We start from the raw sequence: 16,608 nt of genomic DNA, 5'->3' as shown, positions 1-16,608 counted from the left end.
TAGCTAAGGCAGGGGTGCCTCGCTTCAGAGAATGGAGGCCGAAAGCGTGCGGCGCGTACGGTGTGCTCCCTCCCCCCTTGTGGGGAGGGGTTGGGGAGGGGGGCTCCGGGCGACACCGCCCGTGTGGGCCCCCTCCCCAACCCCTCCCCACAAGGGGGAGGGGAGCCGACTGCGCGCGCGGCGACGGCTCGGCCATTCAGAGAAGTCGACTACTGCCAGCCCGGCACGCCCCGCATGTCCGGCAGGTGGTGCGCGATGCCCTTGTGGCAGTCGATGCAGGTCTTTTCGCCGGTGAACAGGAAGCGTTGATGCGCTTCGACGGCGCGCGGCGACTGCTTGGTGATGTCCATCGACTGGGAGCTGTGGCAGTTGCGGCATTCGAGCGAGTCGTTCGCCTTGAACCGCGCCCACTCATGCAAGGCGAGCTCCAGTCTGCGGTCGGTGAACTTCTCGCGGGTGTTGATCGAGCCGAACAGATGGCCCCAGACCTCCTTGGAGGCCTGCATCTTGCGCGCGATCTTATCGGTCCAGTTGTGCGGCACGTGGCAGTCCGGGCAACTGGCGCGCACGCCGGAGCGGTTTGAGAAGTGAACGGTCGACTTCAGCTCGGCGAACACGTTGTCTTTCATCTCGTGACAGCCGGTGCAGAACTTCTCGGTGTTGGTGATCTCCAGCGCGGTGTTGAAGCCGCCCCAGAAGATCACGCCGGCGAGGAAGCCGGCGAGCACCAGCACGCCGAGCCCGAACACGGAGCTCGGCTTCAGCAGCACGTCGATGAGGTCGAGAATGAACTGCCAGGCGCGGCCGGCAAGGCCGAGCTGCTGCTCGGGGACGGGTGCCTTGGCGCCCTCCGGGATGTCGGCGCTGCTCATCGCTTGCCACCCGGCTTGTCGTGCGCCAGCAGCGTGTCGATGTCGACGAAGTCGTTGCTGACAGGCGGATTGGCGACACTCTGCGGCACGTGGCACTGGGTGCAGAAGTAGCGGCGCGGCGACACCGACGCCAGGAACTGGCCGTCGCGGTCCATGAAGTGGGTGATCGACAGCATCGGCGCCTTCGACTCCGCGATGCGAGCACGGGCATGGCAGGACAGGCATTTGTTGCCCTGCATGTCGACCTGATAGCCGTCGATCGAATGCGGGATCACCGGCGGCTGCTCCGGATAGTTGCGCACCTCTTTCTCGGCGGTGTTCTTCGTCGGCTGCATCGGCGGCGCCGGGCCTTCGTCATTGAGCGGCGTGGGGCCGCGCAGCGACGAGGAGACGCTCTGGGCGAGCAGGGCGCTCGAGCCGGCCGCAAGGCTGGCCGCGAGCAGCATCATGGCAAGTCTCTTGATCATAATCGTCACACCCGCTCGATGCGCACGGCGCATTTCTTGTAATCGGTCTGCAGCGAGATCGGGTCGGTGGCGTCGAGCGTCACCTTGTTGATCAGCTTGGACTCGTCGAACCACGGCACGAAGACGAGCCCGCGGGGCGGCTTGTCGCGGCCGCGGGTCTCGACGCGGGCGCGGATGAAGCCGCGCCGCGAGGCGACCTTGACCTCGTCGCCGCGCCTCAAGTTCGCGGCCTCGGCATCGTCCGGATGCATGAAGCAGACGGCTTCGGGGAACGCCTTGTAGAGCTCGGGCACGCGGCGCGTCATCGTGCCGGAATGCCAGTGCTCGACCACGCGTCCGGTCGACAGCCAGAACGGATAGTCCTTGTCCGGCGATTCCGCCGGCGGCTCGTAGGGCAGGGCGAAGATGCGCGCCTTGCCGTCGGGGAAGCCGTAGAACTGCACGCCGGTGCCGGACTTGACGTAAGGGTCGGAGCCCTCGCGGAAACGCCAGCGCGTCTCCTTGCCGTCGACGACAGGCCAGCGCAGGCCGCGCTCTTTGTGATAGGCCTCGAACGGCGCCAGGTCATGGCCGTGGCCGCGGCCGAACGAGGCGTATTCCTCGAACAGGCCCTTGTGGACGTAGAAGCCGAACGCCTTGGATTCGTCATTGGCATAGCCCGGCTCGATCTGGTCGACCGGGAATTTGTCGACCTGGCCGTTCCTGTAGAGCACGTCGAACAGCGTCTTGCCGCGAACCTCCGGCTTCTTGGCGATCAGCTCCTCGGGCCAGACCTCTTCGATCTTGAAGCGCCTGGAGAACTCCATCAGCTGCCAGAGGTCGGAGCGCGCCTCGCCCGGCGCCGAGACGAGCTGGTGCCAGAACTGGGTGCGGCGCTCGGCATTGCCATAGGCGCCTTCCTTCTCCACCCACATCGCCGTCGGCAGAATGAGATCGGCGGCGAGCGCGGTCACCGACGGATAGGCGTCGGAGACGACGATGAAATTGTCGGGGTTGCGGAAGCCCGGATAGGTCTCTTCGTTCGCGTTGGGGCCGGCCTGCAAATTGTTGTTGACCTGCACCCAATAGGCGTTGAGCAGGCCGTCCTTCAGCATCCGGCTCTGCAGCACCGCGTGATAGCCCGGCTTGTCCGGGATCGTACCTTCCGGCAGCTGCCAGATGTGCTCGGCCTTGGCGCGGTGCTCCTTGTTGGTGACCACCATGTCGGCGGGCAAACGGTGCGAGAAGGTGCCGACCTCGCGCGCGGTGCCGCAGGCCGAGGGCTGCCCGGTCAGAGAGAACGGGCTGTTGCCGGCCTCGGCGATTTTCCCGGTCAGAAGATGGATGTTGTAGACGAGGTTGTTGCACCAGACGCCGCGGGTGTGCTGGTTGAAGCCCATGGTCCAGAACGAGACCACCTTGGTCTTCGGATCGGCATAGAGCTCGGCGAGCGCCTGCAGCCGGTTCAACGGCACGCCGGACATCTCGGCGGCCTTCTCAAGCGTGTAGTCCGAGACGAACTTCGCATACTCGTCGAACGAGATGTCGGTGGCGTCGTTCGGGTTGGCGGCGCCCTTGGCCTTCTTCTGCAGCGGATGCTCCGGCCGCAGGCCATAGCCGATGTCGGTCTGGCCCTTCTTGAACACCGTGTGTGCCTGGACGAAGTCCTTGTTGACGCGGCCTGTCGTGATGATGTGGTTGGCGATGGCGTTGAGGATGTAGAGGTCGGTCTGCGGCTTGAACACCATGCCGATATCGGCGAGGTCGAACGAGCGGTGCTCGAAGGTCGAGAGCACGGCGACCTTGACATGCGGCGTCGACAGTCTCCGATCGGTCACGCGGGTCCACAGGATTGGATGCATCTCCGCCATGTTGGAGCCCCACAGCACGAACGCGTCCGTGGCCTCGATGTCATCGTAGCAGCCGGGCGGCTCGTCGATGCCGAAGGTGCGCATCATGCCGGCCACGGCCGACGCCATGCAGTGCCGCGCATTGGGATCGATGTTGTTGGAGCGGAAGCCGGCCTTGAACAGCTTGGAGGCCGCATAGCCTTCCCAGATCGTCCACTGGCCCGAGCCGAACATGCCGACGCCGGAGGGCCCGCGCTTCTTCAGCGCCTCCTTGTACTTCTGCGCCATGATGTCGAAGGCTTCGTCCCACGTGACCGGCGTGAACTCGCCGTTCTTGTCGTACTTGCCGTTGGTCTTGCGCAGCATCGGGTGCGTCAGGCGATCATGGCCGTACATGATCTTGGACAGGAAATAGCCCTTGACGCAGTTCAGGCCGCGATTCACCTCGGCCTTGATGTCGCCATGGGTGGCGACGACGCGGTTGTCCTTGGTCGCGACCATCACGCTGCAGCCGGTGCCGCAGAAGCGGCAGGCGGCCTTGTCCCATTTCAGCTCGCTCTGCTCGCGCTCGGTGACGAGGTTCGCCGCGAGCGAGGCGCTCGGCATGCCGGCGGCGGCCGCGGCAATCGCGGCGGCTTCCAGCTTCAGCATCTGGCGGCGATCGATCTTCATGTCGGTCATTGGAGTCTCGTGTGATTAGCCGGCGTCGATGGCGTGGAAGACGAGGCAGGCGGAGTGCACGTGCGGCAGCAGTCCGATCCGGTTCATGGTGGCGCCGAGCGCGCCGGCATCGGGCGCATCGACGACGACGATCAGCTTGCCTCTGATATCGCGGCCGTGGATCTCGCAGCCGGACAGCGCGAGGATGTCGGCTTCGACGCGGTCGAGCTGCTCGGGCCGGGTCTGCACGATGATCGAGGCGATCTCGCCCTTGGCTGGTGCGACGACGGGATCGGCGGTGAGGACGCGGCCGGTGATCAGCGCGCGCCGGTCGAGGGAGGTGCGGTGTGAGAGCACGGCGGGGTCCTTCCGATCAGTGCGCCGCGGGCGGCCCGGGCGGTCCGGCCATCATCTGGTAGACCCACACCGTGAGTCCGTAGGAGCCGACGGTGGCGACCGCGAGCGCAGGCATCAGCACGGCAGTGAGAAACAGGAAGGCAAAAATTTCCATGCGTCTGCGACGCGCACGCGCGTTCGCATCGCCGCCAATGAGCGACATGAGAGAATTCTCGGCTAGGGGGAGGTTCAGGAGGGGTTGCGGCATCCGGGCCGCGCCTGTTCCAACGTTAAGCAAGGAAGCCTTGTCAAAGGCTTGACCTGGATCAAGCGGCGGAACCGCGGGGACAATTGGTCGCGGATCGGCGAGCATGCCGGTGCGATCGTGGTTGATGGTCTGTGAAGACCCGTGATCGCGTTGTCGATCGTGAGAGATTCTCGCTGCTTTGCACGGGCGTCTCGATACGAACATCCCTTCGCCGTGTGACGAAACAGGACCGGCATCGCTATTTTTCCGGGGTGCTCGACACGCGTTTCGCCCGCCACCATCATCCCTTGCATCGCATCAATGCGGATGCGCAAGGGTCGGAGAGGGCAATGAAGCGTCGCGATTTTCTCAAACTGTCATTGGCATCAGCTGCGGTGATGAGCTGCGCGGCGCCGCTGCGCGCCGAGGACAGGCCGAAGGAGATCCGCATCGGCACCCAGAAGGGCGGCTTCTTCCCCGCCGTGAAGGCGCGCCGCACCATCGAGGAGACGTTCAAGCCTCTCGGCATCGAGATCGTCTGGGTCGATTTCCAGTTCGGTCCGCCGCTGCTTGAGGCCATCAATGTCGGCAGCGTCGATTTCGGCTATGTCGGCGACGCGCCGCCGATCTTCGCGCAGGCCGCGGGCGCCAAGATCCGCTACGCCGCCGCCGTCAAGCAGAACGGCAGCAGCCAGGCGATCGTGGTGCAGAAGGATTCGCCGATCAGGACGCTTGCCGATCTCAAGGGCAAGCGCGTCGCCTTCGGCAAGGGCTCGAGCGCGCACAATCTGCTGGTCGCAGCACTCGAGAAGGCGGGCCTGTCGTGGAGCGACATCACGCCGGCGCCGCTCGCGCCGGCCGATGCCACCGCGGCCTTCGTCAAGGGCTCGGTGGACGCGTGGTCGATCTGGGATCCGTACCTCGCGCTCGCCGAGCTGAAGGAGAATGCACGGGTGATCGCGTGGGACAAGGACGTGCATAAGCCGAACTCGTTCTACATCGTGGGCTCCGACTTCGTTGAGAAGTATCCCGCCATCGTCGCCAGGCTGAACGCCGCGTTCGCCGCCGAGGGCATCTGGGCCAACAGCCATCACGACGAGGTGGCCAAGGCGCAGGCCGAGGCGACCGGCGTCGACATCGCGGCGGTCAGGCGCTTCGTCGACCGTTCGGTCTACAGCGTCGTGCCGCTCGACGACGACATCATCAGGAGCCAGCAGGCGGTGGCGGATCGGTTCGCCCGCGTCGGCCTCATTCCGAAACAGGTCAACGTCAGCGACATCGTCTGGAAGTGGACGCCGTCCACCTGACGCCTGATCGCCATCCCAATCCGAAAGAGACTGACATGAGTAACGCTTCGAAGCCCAACGTGCTGTGGTTCCTGCCGACCCATGGCGACGGCCGCTATCTCGGCACCTCGCAGGGCGGCCGCGAGGTCAACTTCAACTATCTGCGCCAGGTCGCGCAGGCCGCCGATCAGCTCGGCTATTACGGCGTGCTGATCCCGACAGGACGGAGCTGCGAGGATTCCTGGATCGTGGCCTCGGCGGTGGCGCCGTTCACCGAGCGGCTGCGCTATCTCGTCGCGGTGCGGCCCGGCCTGCAATCGCCGGCGGTGGCCGCGCGCATGACCGCGACGCTCGACCGCGTCAGCAACGGCCGGCTGCTGGTCAACGTCGTCACCGGCGGCGATCCGGTCGAGAACAAAGGCGACGGCATCTTCCTGTCGCATGAGGAGCGCTACGAGGTCACGCGCGAATTCCTGACCGTCTACAACGCGCTGCTCGAAGGCGAGGCGGTCAACTTCAGCGGCAAGCATATCACGGTGGAGGACGGCCGGCTGCTGTTCCCGCCGGTGCAGTCGCCGCGGCCGCCGCTGTTCTTCGGCGGCTCGTCGGATGCCGGCATCGACGTCGCGGTAGACACCGTCGAGAAGTATCTCACCTGGGGCGAGCCGCCGGCCGATGTCGCGGCCAAGATCGCCAAGGTGAAGGCCGTCGCCGACAGTCGCGGCCGCAAGCTGTCGTTCGGTATCCGCTTGCATGTGATCGTGCGCGAGACCAATGACGAGGCGTGGGCGGCCGCCGGCGACCTGATCAAGCACGTCACCGACGACACCATCGCCTCGGCGCAGAAGATTTTTGCCCGCATGGATTCGGTCGGGCAGCAGCGGATGTCGCAGCTTCACGGCGGCCGACGCGACAAGCTCGAGATCAGCCCGAACCTGTGGGCCGGCGTCGGCCTGGTCCGCGGCGGCGCCGGCACGGCGCTGGTCGGCGATCCCGACACGGTGGCGGCGCGCATCCGCGAGTACCAGGATCTCGGCATCGATACCTTCATCCTCTCGGGCTATCCGCATCTCGAGGAAGCCTACCGCTTCGCCGAGCTGGTGTTTCCCAAGCTTGGCTTGAATGTGTCGGAGCGGACGGGCAACGTCACCAGGCTCTGCACCAATACCGGCCCGTTCGGTGAGACCATCGCCAACGAGCACCGTCCGTTGCAGAGGGCCTCGCAATCATGAGTCTGATCGAAAGTGTTCCCAAGGTCCGCAGGCTCGCGGTGCCGCGCGCGGATGGGCTGATCCCCTGGCTGGTGCCGCTCGCGATCATCCTGATCTGGCAGGCGGCCTCGGCCGCCGGCCTGGTCTCGCCACGCGTGCTGCCGGCGCCGAGCGACGTGGCGCGCGCCGGCTGGAAGCTGCTGTGGTCGGGCGAGCTCGGCCGCAACATCTGGGTCAGCTTCTGGCGCGCCTCGATCGGCTTTTTGATCGGCGGCGGCATCGGCTTCGCCTTCGGTCTGGCCAACGGCCTGTCGCAACTGTCGGCGAAGCTGACCGACACCACTCTGCAGATGATCCGCAACGTGCCGCATCTGGCGCTGATCCCGCTGGTCATCCTGTGGTTCGGCATCGACGAGAGCGCCAAGCTGTTTCTGGTGGCGCTCGGCGTGTTCTTTCCGGTCTACCTGAATACGCTGCACGGGATTCGCACGGTCGATCCGCAACTCATTGAAATGGGCCGCGTCTACGGCATGTCCGACCGCGAGCTGTTTCGCCGGGTGATCTTCCCCGGCGCACTGCCGTCGATCTTCGTCGGCCTGCGCTTCGCGCTCGGCATCATGTGGCTCACCCTGATCGTCGCCGAGACGATCGCGGCGTCCTCGGGCCTCGGCTACATGGCGATGCAGGCGCGCGAGTTCATGCAGATCGATGTCGTCGTGCTCTCCATCCTGATCTACGCCCTGCTGGGCAAGGTCGCCGACAGCGCCTCGCGGGTGCTGGAGCGGCTGACGCTGTCCTGGCATCCGGCCTTCAGCAAGCATTGAGGTTCTGGAAATGCAGCAAGCGCTCCGAATTCCCGTCTCCGGTGTGGAGGCGATCGACGGCCCCGATGTGATCGGGCATGCTGAGGCTTTCCGCCCCGTGAGGAAGCACAGCGTGAGTCCGGCCAAACCCGAGACACGCGGCCTGCCGCTCGTGATCCGCGATCTCCGCAAGGCGTTCGGCGACAACGAGGTGCTGCGCGGCATCGAACTGGAGATCGCGGCCGGCCAGTTCGTCGCCGTCGTCGGCCAGAGCGGCTGCGGCAAGAGCACGCTGCTGCGGCTGATTGCCGGCCTCGACAAGCCGACGTCGGGCACGATCAGCTTCGGCGAAGCGGCCGCGCGGCCCGAGGACGTCCGCGTCATGTTCCAGGAACCGCGGCTGCTGCCATGGGCGCGGGTGCTCGCCAATGTCGAGGTCGGGCTCGGCCGCGAGCGCAAGGCCGCCGGTGCGCATGAGCGGGCGCGGCGGGCGCTCGAGGAGGTGGGTCTCGCCGACAAGCGCGACCAATGGCCGGCGGTGCTGTCCGGCGGTCAGAAGCAGCGCGTCGCGCTGGCGCGCGCGCTGGTCAGCGGTCCGCGCCTGCTGGCGTTCGACGAGCCGCTCGGCGCGCTGGACGCGCTGACGCGGATCGCGATGCAGCGGCTGCTGGAGCGGGTCTGGGCCGATCAAACCTTCACCGCAATCCTGGTCACCCATGACGTTGCGGAAGCCGTGGCCCTCGCTGATCGCGTCCTCGTCATCGAGAGCGGCCGGATCGCCGAGGACATCAGCGTCGATCTGCCGCGCTCGCGCCAGCGCGGCTCTGCCGAGCTTGCGGCGCTGGAAGGCTCGATCCTGGGCCAGTTGCTTGGACCGGGCACGACGGGGTAGGAAAGGTCAACGCAATGAACTCCATCGTCCGTCACATGCCTGATGCCACGGCGCTCCAGCCGGATTTTCGCTCTGCGATGCGCCAACTGGTCGGAGGCGTCAGCGTCATCACGGTCGGACGCGGCGATGAGGTCACCGGCATGACGGTGAGCTCGCTGTCGTCACTTGCGGTCGAGCCTCCCTCCATCATCGTCAGCCTCAACCGCAACGCCTCGTCCTGGCCAATTCTGCAGCGGGAGGGCGTTTTTGGCGCCAATCTGCTGGCGGCGGATCAGATCGGCGTGGCCGAACGGTTTGCGGGTAAGGGTGGCTTGCGCGGCGTCGAACGTTTCGCAGGGGCCGAGTGGCGCAAACGGGTCACCGGTGTGCCGCTCCTCGTCGGAGCGCTCGCGACGCTGGATTGCGAGGTCGAGGAGATCATCGAGCGGCACTCCCATGCCATCGTGATCGGCAAAGTGGTGCATATCGATGTGGCGCCGCAGTCGGCGGCCCTGGCGTATTGGCATGGCAGCTATGTCGGGGTTGATCGCGACGACGGTCACGGTCGGCTCGCGGCCTTCAGCGTCCCGGATCCGCGGCTGACGCCGTAATGTTCCGACGCTCCCGGGGCGAGCTGGCAACTTTCCTGCGGACGCCTTAAAAGCCGCTGTCGGCGTCAGCAGCGGAAATCATGAAGCGGATCGGAACCTGGGCTCTGTATGCGATCGGCACGGTCGCCATCCTCTATCTCGCGCTGTATGCGTACGCGGTCCTGACGCAGCGCGAGTTCACGCCCGGCGATCCCATTCACATCTTCCGCAATCCCGAGGCGCCGAACTATTCGTGAGGCTGTGCCCGGCGACGCCGCGCCGGCGTATTCTCGCGAACCCACGGATCCGCGGACTGTTCACAGTCCTGTAGCTGCATCCAATCGTCGGTCAGAAACTGCACGCGGCAGCGGCGCCACACTTTGATGTGTCCGCCATCCGGCGACGTCTCGACGTCGGATAGCGACAGCGTGGGCGGCCGCCAGCGATAGCTGCGTTCATTGTCCCAGCCGTCGCAGCCCTCCCTGCCACAGGCGATGGTTCGCGAGATCAGCTTGCCTTTTCCTGCGAAGCACCAGCTCCGGACGCCCCATTCCTGACTCGACGATGGGGTGACGAGCGGTGCGTGCGACGTCTGCTCCCAGCAGCCTGACAGCACGCCGCGCGTGGCGGCACCGGCCGGCGAAACGGCAAGCGGCGCGCCGAGGGCCAGCGCGCCGCCGAGAACGATCCGGATGGGCAGATTATACGGGGCTCGGCATGCGCGGCGTGTCGCCGGAGCCCGGCGGCGGGATCGGCACGCCGCCGTCGGCATATTCGTTGAGCTTGTTGCGCAACGTGCGGATCGAGATGCCCAAGATATTGGCCGCATGTGTCCGATTGCCCAGGCAGTGCTTCAGGGTCTCCAGGATGAGGTCACGTTCGACATCGGCGACCGTGCGGCCGACCAGGGCGCGCGTGACCTGTTCCGCCGCCATCGTAGCATGCGCGACGGCGGGTTGGCTCTTGCCGATGTCGAGGCGGGCGCCGTCGGGCGTGAGGATGGCATCCGGCCCGATCTCGTCGCCCTGTGCCATCAGCACCGCGCGATGCATCGTGTTCTCCAGCTCGCGCACGTTGCCCGGCCAGCGGTTGGTGGTGAGGATGCGCTTGGCCTCCGCCGAGATCGGCCGCAGCGGGACGGCATTGGCCTCGGAATATTTGCGCGCGAAATGCTGCGCCAGTTCGAGAATGTCGGCGGGGCGCTCGCGCAGCGGCGGGATCTTGAGGTTGACGACGTTGAGCCGGAACAGCAGGTCCTCGCGGAACGTGCCCTCGCGCACGGCGTCGGCTAGGTTGCGGTTGGAGGTCGCGATGATGCGGATGTCGACAGGGACGGGACGGGTGCCGCCGACGCGGTCGATCACGCGCTCCTGGATCGCGCGCAACAGCTTCGACTGCAGCCGCACGTCCATCTCCGAGATTTCGTCCAGCAGGAGCGTGCCGCCATTGGCCTCCTCGAACTTGCCGATGCGGCGGGCGACGGCACCGGTGAAGGCACCCTTCTCGTGGCCGAACAGCTCGGACTCCAGCAGGTGCTCAGGGATTGCGGCGCAGTTGATCGAGATGAAAGGACGCTTGGCGCGGGCCGAGCGGCTGTGGACGTAGCGCGCCAGCACCTCCTTGCCGGTGCCGGATTCGCCGGTGATCATCACCGAGGCGTCGGAGCCGGCGATCTGCTGGGCGAGCTTGATCACCTTGGCCATCGCCTCGTCGCGATAGACCAGATCGCGGCTGTCATTGGCGACAGCGGCGAGCACCGCCGCGATCAGCTCAGGATCCGGCGGCAGCGGAATGTATTCCTTGGCGCCGGCATGGATGGCGGCGACCGCGGCGCGGGCATCGCTGGTGATGCCGCAGGCGACGATCGGCACGTGGATGTGCTCGGCATCGAGCCGCATCACCAGGTCGCGGATGTCGAGCGCGACGTCGACCAGCAGCAGGTCGGCGCCCTTGCCGCCGCGCAGCACCCGCATCGCCTGCTCGTTGTCCTCGGCATGGGTGACGGTGGCGCCGTTCTCCATGGCGATCTTGGTGGCCGTCGTCAGCTGGCCCTTCAGCGTTCCGACGATGAGAAGCCGCATGTTGGTCTCCTATTCGGTCGTGCCGCTCTCGATCGGCACGCAGGTCATGTCTGTCAGTTGCGGTCGGACTTGATGATTTCGGTCATCGTCACACCGAGCTTGTCTTCGACCAGAACCACCTCGCCGCGTGCCACGAGCCGGTTGTTGACGTAGATGTCGATGGCTTCGCCGACCTTGCGGTCGAGTTCGAGCACGGTGCCGGGCCCGAGCTTCAGCAGCTCGCCGACATCCATCTTCGAGCGGCCGAGCACGGCCGAGACCTGAACCGGGACGTCGAACACCGCTTCGAGGTCGGCCGCGATGCGCGCGGCATGCTCTTCTTCATTGTAGCCGACGTCCCCGCCCAGCGGAGGCGCGTCCGCCGCATTGAGGTCGGGAAGCGGGATCTCGTTGTCGCTCATGACTTAAACTCCCTCGGCCACCACGGCGGCCTAGTTCTTCTTGGACGCCATGTAGCGTCCGACCAGCTCGTTGATCTTGGCGTCGATCGCAGCGCGCTCCAGCACGACCCCGCCATCGGCCCATTCGATACGGCAGTCGCCGGTCGCGATCTCCGGCTCGGCGAGGATCACGAGGCGTCCCTCGAAGCCGCTCTGCTTGGCGAGCTTCTCGATCTTCTCGCGGGCGAGCTCGTACAGCGCGTCGTTGATGCGCAGCACGAGGTGCGGCGTCGCCACCAGATGCGCGAAGCAGTCGTGCACGAGTCCGGAGATCTCGCCGAGCGGCTCCGCCTCGACCAGCGCCGCGCACAGCTTGCGGGCGACGGCGACCGCGACATCGACGGCCTCGGTTTCCATCCGCTGCTCGATGCCTTCGAAGCGTGCGGAGATGCCCTGCAATTGGATGTTGATCTGCTCCAGCGCCGAGGCGACGCGGCGGTCGGCCTCGACCTTGGCTTCGCGCTGCGCCGCCTCGTAGCCGTTGCGATAGGCGGCGGCTTCGGCGGCCGCGACCTTCTGTGCGATCTCGGCGGAGGTGGCGGCAGCGCGCTCCCGCGTCGCCTTCTCCGGCGCGGCGAAGTCGGTATCGAACAGGAATTTCGCGGGCTGAGCCATCAATACACCAGTTCGTCGTCGGCGCGGTTCTTGCTGAGCATGATCTCGCCCTTGGCGGCGAGATCCTTGGCGAGGTTGACGAGCAGGGCCTGCGCCTCGTCGACGTCGCGCAGCCGCACCGGCCCCATCGCGGCCATGTCGTCCTGCAGCATCTTGGCGGCGCGCGACGACATGTTGCCGAAGAAGAAGTTGCGGACCTCCTCGTTGGCGCTCTTGAGGGCCACGCCGAGCTTGTCCTTGTCGACATTGCGCAGCAGGGTCTGCGCCGAGGCGGAATCGAGCTTGATCAGGTCGTCGAAGGTGAACATCAGCGCCTTGATGCGCTCGGCCGATTCGCGGTTCTCTTCTTCGAGCGACGTGATGAAGCGGGTCTCGGTCTGGCGGTCGAAATTGTTGAAGATCTCGGCCATCACCTCGTGGGCGTCGCGGCGTCGGGTCTGCGACAGGTTCGACATGAACTCGACGCGCAGGGTCTGCTCGACGCGCTCGATGACCTCCTTCTGCACCGCTTCCATGCGCAGCATGCGGCCGATGACGTCGAGCGCCATGTCCTCGGGCAGGATCGCGAGCACGCGGGCGGCATGCTCCGGCTTCAGCTTGGACAGCACGACCGCGATGGTCTGCGGATATTCGTTCTTGAGGTAGTTGGCGAGCACCTCTTCCTGGACGTTGGAGAGCTTCTCCCACATGTTGCGGCCGGCGGGGCCGCGGATCTCGTCCATGATGCCGTTGACGCGTTCCGGCGGCAGGTATTGCTGCAGCAGGCGCTCGGTGGCGTCGAAATTGCCCATCAGCGCGCCGGAGGCCGACATGCGCGAGACGAATTCGAGCATCAGGTCCTCGACCACGTCGGCTTCGATGGTTCCCAGCGTCGACATCGCCAGCGACAGTTCACGCACCTCGTCGTCATCGAGCTGCTGCCAGATCTTGCCGCCGTACTGCTCGCCGAGGGCGAGCATCATCACCGCGGCGCGGCGCGGGCCGCTCAAGGGCTCGGTCTTCTCGCGCTGCGCCTGGCGGCTCGCCAAGGTCGCGATGACCGTGGAAATGTCGTTGTTGTTGGCGTTGGCGTTCTGGGTCTGCGGCAGCGACATGGCGTCTACGTTCTTTTCAGTTCAGGCGGTTCACGTCGATCGGGTCAGCTCTGCGGCTCGGCGAGCCACTGGCGGATGATGGCGGCGGCTTCGCCCGGGTTGCGGTCGGCCAGCTCGCCCACCCGGTGGACGGACTGAGCGTGGACCTGGCCCTGGACCTGGGCGACGTCGATCATGTTGGCGGTCTGCTGGGCGTGAGCGGCTGCCTGGATGGTTTCGTCGGTGAGCGCCGGCAGGCCGCCGCCCGGGACGGCGATCTCTTCGGTGGCGATGATCTTCTTCACCAGCGGCCGCACCACCATGAACACGACCACGATGCCGAGCAGCATCATCACCGCGAGCTCGATGACGTACATGACGTCATCCTTGGTGAAGTGGAGCATCCCGAGGAAGCCGGTGGGCTCGTTGATCTGCGGCACCGCGGGAGCGTCGGCGAATTTCAGGTTGACCACCTCGACCTGGTCGCCACGCTTCTGGTCGAAGCCGATGGCGGAGCGGACCAGTGCGGCGATGCGGTCGAGCTCGTCCTTGCTGCGCTCCTGATAGACCAGCTCGCCCTTCTCGTTCTTGGAATAGGCGCCGTCGACCAGAACCGCGACCGAGATGCGGTTGACCCGTCCGGCCTCGGTGACCTCGGTCTTGGTGGTGCGGGAGATCTCGTAATTGTTGGTCTCTTCGGTCTTCTTGCTCTGGTCCCGCGGCTGCTGCGGCGACTGGTTCTGCTGGTTGCCCGGCAGCTCGTTGTTGACCGTGACCTGGCCGTTGTTCTCGTTGGTCGCCGACTGCTCTTCGCGTGTCTGACTCGAGCGCAGCACGCGGCCTTCCGGATCGTAGCGGTCGGAGGTCTGGGTGATGCGGTTGTAGTCGAAATCGGCGGAAAGCTGGACGCGGGCGCGGCCCGCTCCGACCACCGAGGAGACGATGTCCTCGACCTGCTTGCGCATCCGCTTCTCGAAGGCGTTGCGACGCTCGTCGCCGACCTGCTGGTCGATGTCGGTCTGGGTGCCGTCGGCGAGCAACTGTCCGGCCTCGTCGACGATCGACACCCGCTGCGGCTTCAGGCCGTTGACGGCGGAGGCGACGAGGTGGCGGATGGCGCGGATCTGCGCCGGCTCGAGGGTGCCGCGCACGCGCACGACGATCGAGGCGGACGGCTCCGGGGTCTCGCGCGAGAACAGCGGCCGCTCGGGCAGGACGAGATGGACGCGCGCGGCCTGGACACGGTCGATGGCGCGGATGGTGCGGGCAAGCTCGCCTTCGAGCGCGCGGAGATGGTTGATGTTCTGGACGAAGCTCGTGGTGCCCAGCGCGTCCGACTTGTCGAAGATCTCGTAGCCGACGCCGCCGCCCTTGGGCAGGCCGCCCTCGGCGAGCTTCATGCGCAGCCGGGTCACCTTGTCCTTGGGCACCAGGATGACGCTGCCTTCATTGCGCATCTCGAAGGGAATGCCCTGCCGCTCCAGATCCTTGATGATGCTGGAGGAGTCTTCCATCGTCAGGTCGGTGAAGAGGGTGGTCATCTGCGGCGCGGTCACGCGCATGATGACGAAGCCGAAGAAGCCGATCAAAGCAGCGGTCACCGCGATCATTGCGGTGAGCCGCGCGGCGCCCAAACCCTTCAGGAAGTCCAAGAGACCTTGCAAGCAACTGCCCCATAGTTCGGCATTCGACGGGTGGCCGCTGAAAGGCGATGTGAGCTTCGCGGGCCTTTACGGCCGGTTGCATAGATCGCGAAATTCAATCCTTAACCTTCACCAGCACCCGCATTCCAGGTGGCGATCCGATGTCAGCCGCCACGTCCGCCAGTCGCAGAGGGGGCGCGGAGGTTGGATCGAACCGCTGGGCAATTATTGCCTATGGGAAGGTTTCGATATGGTTAACGATGGTTAAAGGGTCCTAACAAAGTGTAGACATGCAAAAAATCGGCTTGGCGGGGCCAAGCCGATTTTCGAACAAATCCCGTCGCGTCGGTAACGTCTTATTGGCGATATTGCTGAATTCGGGTGGTGCGCAGGCCGGCGAGACCATGCTGGTCGATCGAGAACTGCCACGACAGGAATTCGTCGACGGTCAGGGTGTAGCGGCTGCACGCTTCCTCGAGGGACAGCAAGCCGCCGCGAACGGCGGCAACGACTTCAGCCTTCCGGCGAATGACCCACCTCTTGGTGCCTGGCGCAGGCAAATCCGCGATGGTGAGCGGGCTGCCGTCAGGCCCGATGACGTATTTCACCCTCGGGCGATGGGGTTCTGTCATGGCGTACTCACAAACTCTTAACCACTGAACTCACGGTAAGACCCTACGCCGCCTCGCTTAAAATTTGCCTAAGCGAAGGGCGCGAATCCGGCGCTATGCGCGAACGCCGCCACTTCCGGTGGCGCTGCGCCCCGGGAGCGGAATCGTGGTAAATGATTGGTTAAGAATTTCCGGCGCTTACGCTGACATGTCGCCGCGGCGGCTGAGCTTGTTCGAGTTCAGCCGGGATCGGTTCAGACGGGGCGGGAGCTAGCTCACGATCCGCTGGATCTGGTTCACCGTATAGGTCTGGCCGCCGATCGACAGCAGCGGCGGCTGCTGGGTCAGGTCGACCGAGGATACGGTGCCCTTGACCTGGGTCGAGATGGCCACCGGCGAACCGTTCGTTGCATCGGTGCCGACCACCGTGATCTTGTATTGCCCGTCCGGCCATTGGGTGCCGTCATTGCCCTGGCCGTTCCAATTATAGGTCTGGTTGTCGCCGGCGCTCGCCGAATATTTGCCGCTGAAGACGGTCTGGCCGACGCTGTTGGTGATGCTCACCGTCAGGTTGCTGTCCTTCGGAATGCTGAGATCCCAGCTCGCTTGCCCGTTGGTCATGGTCGTCGTCGAGCCGTTCACCACCGCTGTCTTGCCGACGAAGGCGAGCGCCTGGGTCGCCTGCGTCGTCTGCTGCATCGTGAGCAGCGATGCGAGCTGGTCGTTGGTCTTGAGCTGCTGCTCGACGCCGGCGAACTGCACGAGCTGCTGGGTGAACTGGTTGGTGTCCAGCGGATCCAACGGATTCTGGTTCTGCAACTGCGTCGTCAGCAGCGTCAGGAAGGTCTGGAAATTGCCGGCAATGGTCGAGCCTGCGCTCGAGCCGAGGCTGCTGTTGCCGGTTGACGAATTGGTGTTGGTCGTGCCCGAGACCGGCGGGGGTGCCGTGATCGCGTCGCCGATTGCCATGGAA

Annotated in this window: 18 protein-coding genes; 6 read left to right on the top strand and 12 right to left on the bottom strand. The window is 65.6% G+C overall.

What is annotated here, in order from left to right; all coding sequences use genetic code 11:
• Positions 1-209 precede the first annotated feature (209 nt).
• Genes QX128_RS12440 through napE form a run of 5 tightly spaced genes read right to left on the bottom strand, consistent with a single transcriptional unit; the run spans position 210 to position 4,387 of the window.
• Positions 210-872 carry a NapC/NirT family cytochrome c gene (locus tag QX128_RS12440; RefSeq protein WP_316182347.1) on the bottom strand — a complete coding sequence of 221 codons (663 nt, stop codon included), beginning with the start codon at positions 870-872 and terminating at the stop codon, positions 210-212.
• The gene (locus QX128_RS12435; protein ID WP_316237569.1) at positions 869-1,321 is read right to left on the bottom strand and encodes a nitrate reductase cytochrome c-type subunit; all 453 of its coding nucleotides are present in this window, start codon (positions 1,319-1,321) and stop codon (positions 869-871) included. The genes QX128_RS12440 and QX128_RS12435 overlap by 4 nt, the downstream gene beginning before the upstream one ends.
• 23 nt (positions 1,322-1,344) lie before the next feature.
• Positions 1,345-3,849, bottom strand: a complete 2,505-nt coding sequence (gene napA, locus QX128_RS12430; RefSeq protein ID WP_316237568.1) for a nitrate reductase catalytic subunit NapA — start codon at positions 3,847-3,849, stop codon at positions 1,345-1,347.
• Between the two features lie 15 nt (positions 3,850-3,864).
• Entirely contained in the window at positions 3,865-4,185 is a 321-nt protein-coding gene (locus QX128_RS12425; RefSeq protein ID WP_316182352.1) for a chaperone NapD, read from the bottom strand.
• 16 nt (positions 4,186-4,201) lie between these two features.
• Positions 4,202-4,387 (bottom strand): periplasmic nitrate reductase, NapE protein, encoded by a 186-nt coding sequence (gene napE / locus QX128_RS12420; RefSeq protein ID WP_316182353.1) that lies wholly within the window; start codon positions 4,385-4,387, stop codon positions 4,202-4,204.
• Between the two features lie 374 nt (positions 4,388-4,761).
• Here napE and QX128_RS12415 point away from each other — a divergent pair, with 374 nt between their 5' ends.
• The 6 genes from QX128_RS12415 to QX128_RS12390 all read left to right on the top strand — a co-directional run bounded on the left by QX128_RS12415 (position 4,762) and on the right by QX128_RS12390 (position 9,429).
• Positions 4,762-5,718 (top strand): aliphatic sulfonate ABC transporter substrate-binding protein, encoded by a 957-nt coding sequence (locus QX128_RS12415; RefSeq protein WP_316217465.1) that lies wholly within the window; start codon positions 4,762-4,764, stop codon positions 5,716-5,718.
• 35 nt (positions 5,719-5,753) lie between these two features.
• Entirely contained in the window at positions 5,754-6,929 is a 1,176-nt protein-coding gene (ssuD, locus tag QX128_RS12410) for an FMNH2-dependent alkanesulfonate monooxygenase (RefSeq protein WP_316237567.1), read from the top strand.
• A complete protein-coding gene (gene ssuC, locus QX128_RS12405) occupies positions 6,926-7,732 on the top strand; it encodes an aliphatic sulfonate ABC transporter permease SsuC (protein WP_316182359.1) in 807 nt (268 codons plus the stop codon). The genes ssuD and ssuC overlap by 4 nt, the downstream gene beginning before the upstream one ends.
• Positions 7,733-7,742: 10 nt before the next feature.
• The gene (locus QX128_RS12400; protein ID WP_316237566.1) at positions 7,743-8,603 is read left to right on the top strand and encodes an ATP-binding cassette domain-containing protein; all 861 of its coding nucleotides are present in this window, start codon (positions 7,743-7,745) and stop codon (positions 8,601-8,603) included.
• A gap of 14 nt (positions 8,604-8,617) precedes the next feature.
• On the top strand, positions 8,618-9,193 hold the full coding sequence (locus QX128_RS12395) for a flavin reductase family protein (RefSeq protein WP_315803355.1): 576 nt from the start codon (positions 8,618-8,620) through the stop codon (positions 9,191-9,193).
• 80 nt (positions 9,194-9,273) lie between these two features.
• Positions 9,274-9,429, top strand: coding sequence for a hypothetical protein (locus QX128_RS12390; RefSeq protein ID WP_284421132.1), 156 nt, complete (start codon positions 9,274-9,276; stop codon positions 9,427-9,429).
• A gap of 444 nt (positions 9,430-9,873) precedes the next feature.
• Here the strand turns inward: QX128_RS12390 and QX128_RS12385 are convergent, their stop codons facing one another.
• The 7 genes from QX128_RS12385 to QX128_RS12355 form a co-directional block, all read right to left on the bottom strand.
• Positions 9,874-11,253 (bottom strand): sigma-54 dependent transcriptional regulator, encoded by a 1,380-nt coding sequence (locus tag QX128_RS12385; RefSeq protein ID WP_316237565.1) that lies wholly within the window; start codon positions 11,251-11,253, stop codon positions 9,874-9,876.
• Between the two features lie 53 nt (positions 11,254-11,306).
• The gene (gene fliN, locus QX128_RS12380; protein WP_015669138.1) at positions 11,307-11,654 is read right to left on the bottom strand and encodes a flagellar motor switch protein FliN; all 348 of its coding nucleotides are present in this window, start codon (positions 11,652-11,654) and stop codon (positions 11,307-11,309) included.
• Between the two features lie 30 nt (positions 11,655-11,684).
• Positions 11,685-12,308, bottom strand: a complete 624-nt coding sequence (locus tag QX128_RS12375; protein WP_316182367.1) for a FliH/SctL family protein — start codon at positions 12,306-12,308, stop codon at positions 11,685-11,687.
• On the bottom strand, positions 12,308-13,402 hold the full coding sequence (gene fliG / locus QX128_RS12370; RefSeq protein ID WP_315714167.1) for a flagellar motor switch protein FliG: 1,095 nt from the start codon (positions 13,400-13,402) through the stop codon (positions 12,308-12,310). Before fliG ends, QX128_RS12375 begins: the two co-directional genes overlap by 1 nt.
• Positions 13,403-13,446: 44 nt before the next feature.
• Positions 13,447-15,045 (bottom strand): flagellar basal-body MS-ring/collar protein FliF, encoded by a 1,599-nt coding sequence (gene fliF / locus QX128_RS12365; RefSeq protein WP_316182368.1) that lies wholly within the window; start codon positions 15,043-15,045, stop codon positions 13,447-13,449.
• A 335-nt stretch (positions 15,046-15,380) separates the two neighbouring features.
• Positions 15,381-15,656 carry a DUF1153 domain-containing protein gene (locus QX128_RS12360; protein ID WP_002714638.1) on the bottom strand — a complete coding sequence of 92 codons (276 nt, stop codon included), beginning with the start codon at positions 15,654-15,656 and terminating at the stop codon, positions 15,381-15,383.
• 249 nt (positions 15,657-15,905) lie between these two features.
• Positions 15,906-16,604 (bottom strand): flagellar hook capping FlgD N-terminal domain-containing protein, encoded by a 699-nt coding sequence (locus QX128_RS12355; RefSeq protein WP_315803359.1) that lies wholly within the window; start codon positions 16,602-16,604, stop codon positions 15,906-15,908.
• Positions 16,605-16,608: the final 4 nt, after the last annotated feature.

Origin of the sequence: Bradyrhizobium sp. SZCCHNR1015, assembly GCF_032489875.1 — a bacterium.
Classification (GTDB): Bacteria; Pseudomonadota; Alphaproteobacteria; order Rhizobiales; family Xanthobacteraceae; genus Bradyrhizobium.
This window is presented reverse-complemented; position numbering and strand designations above follow the sequence as displayed.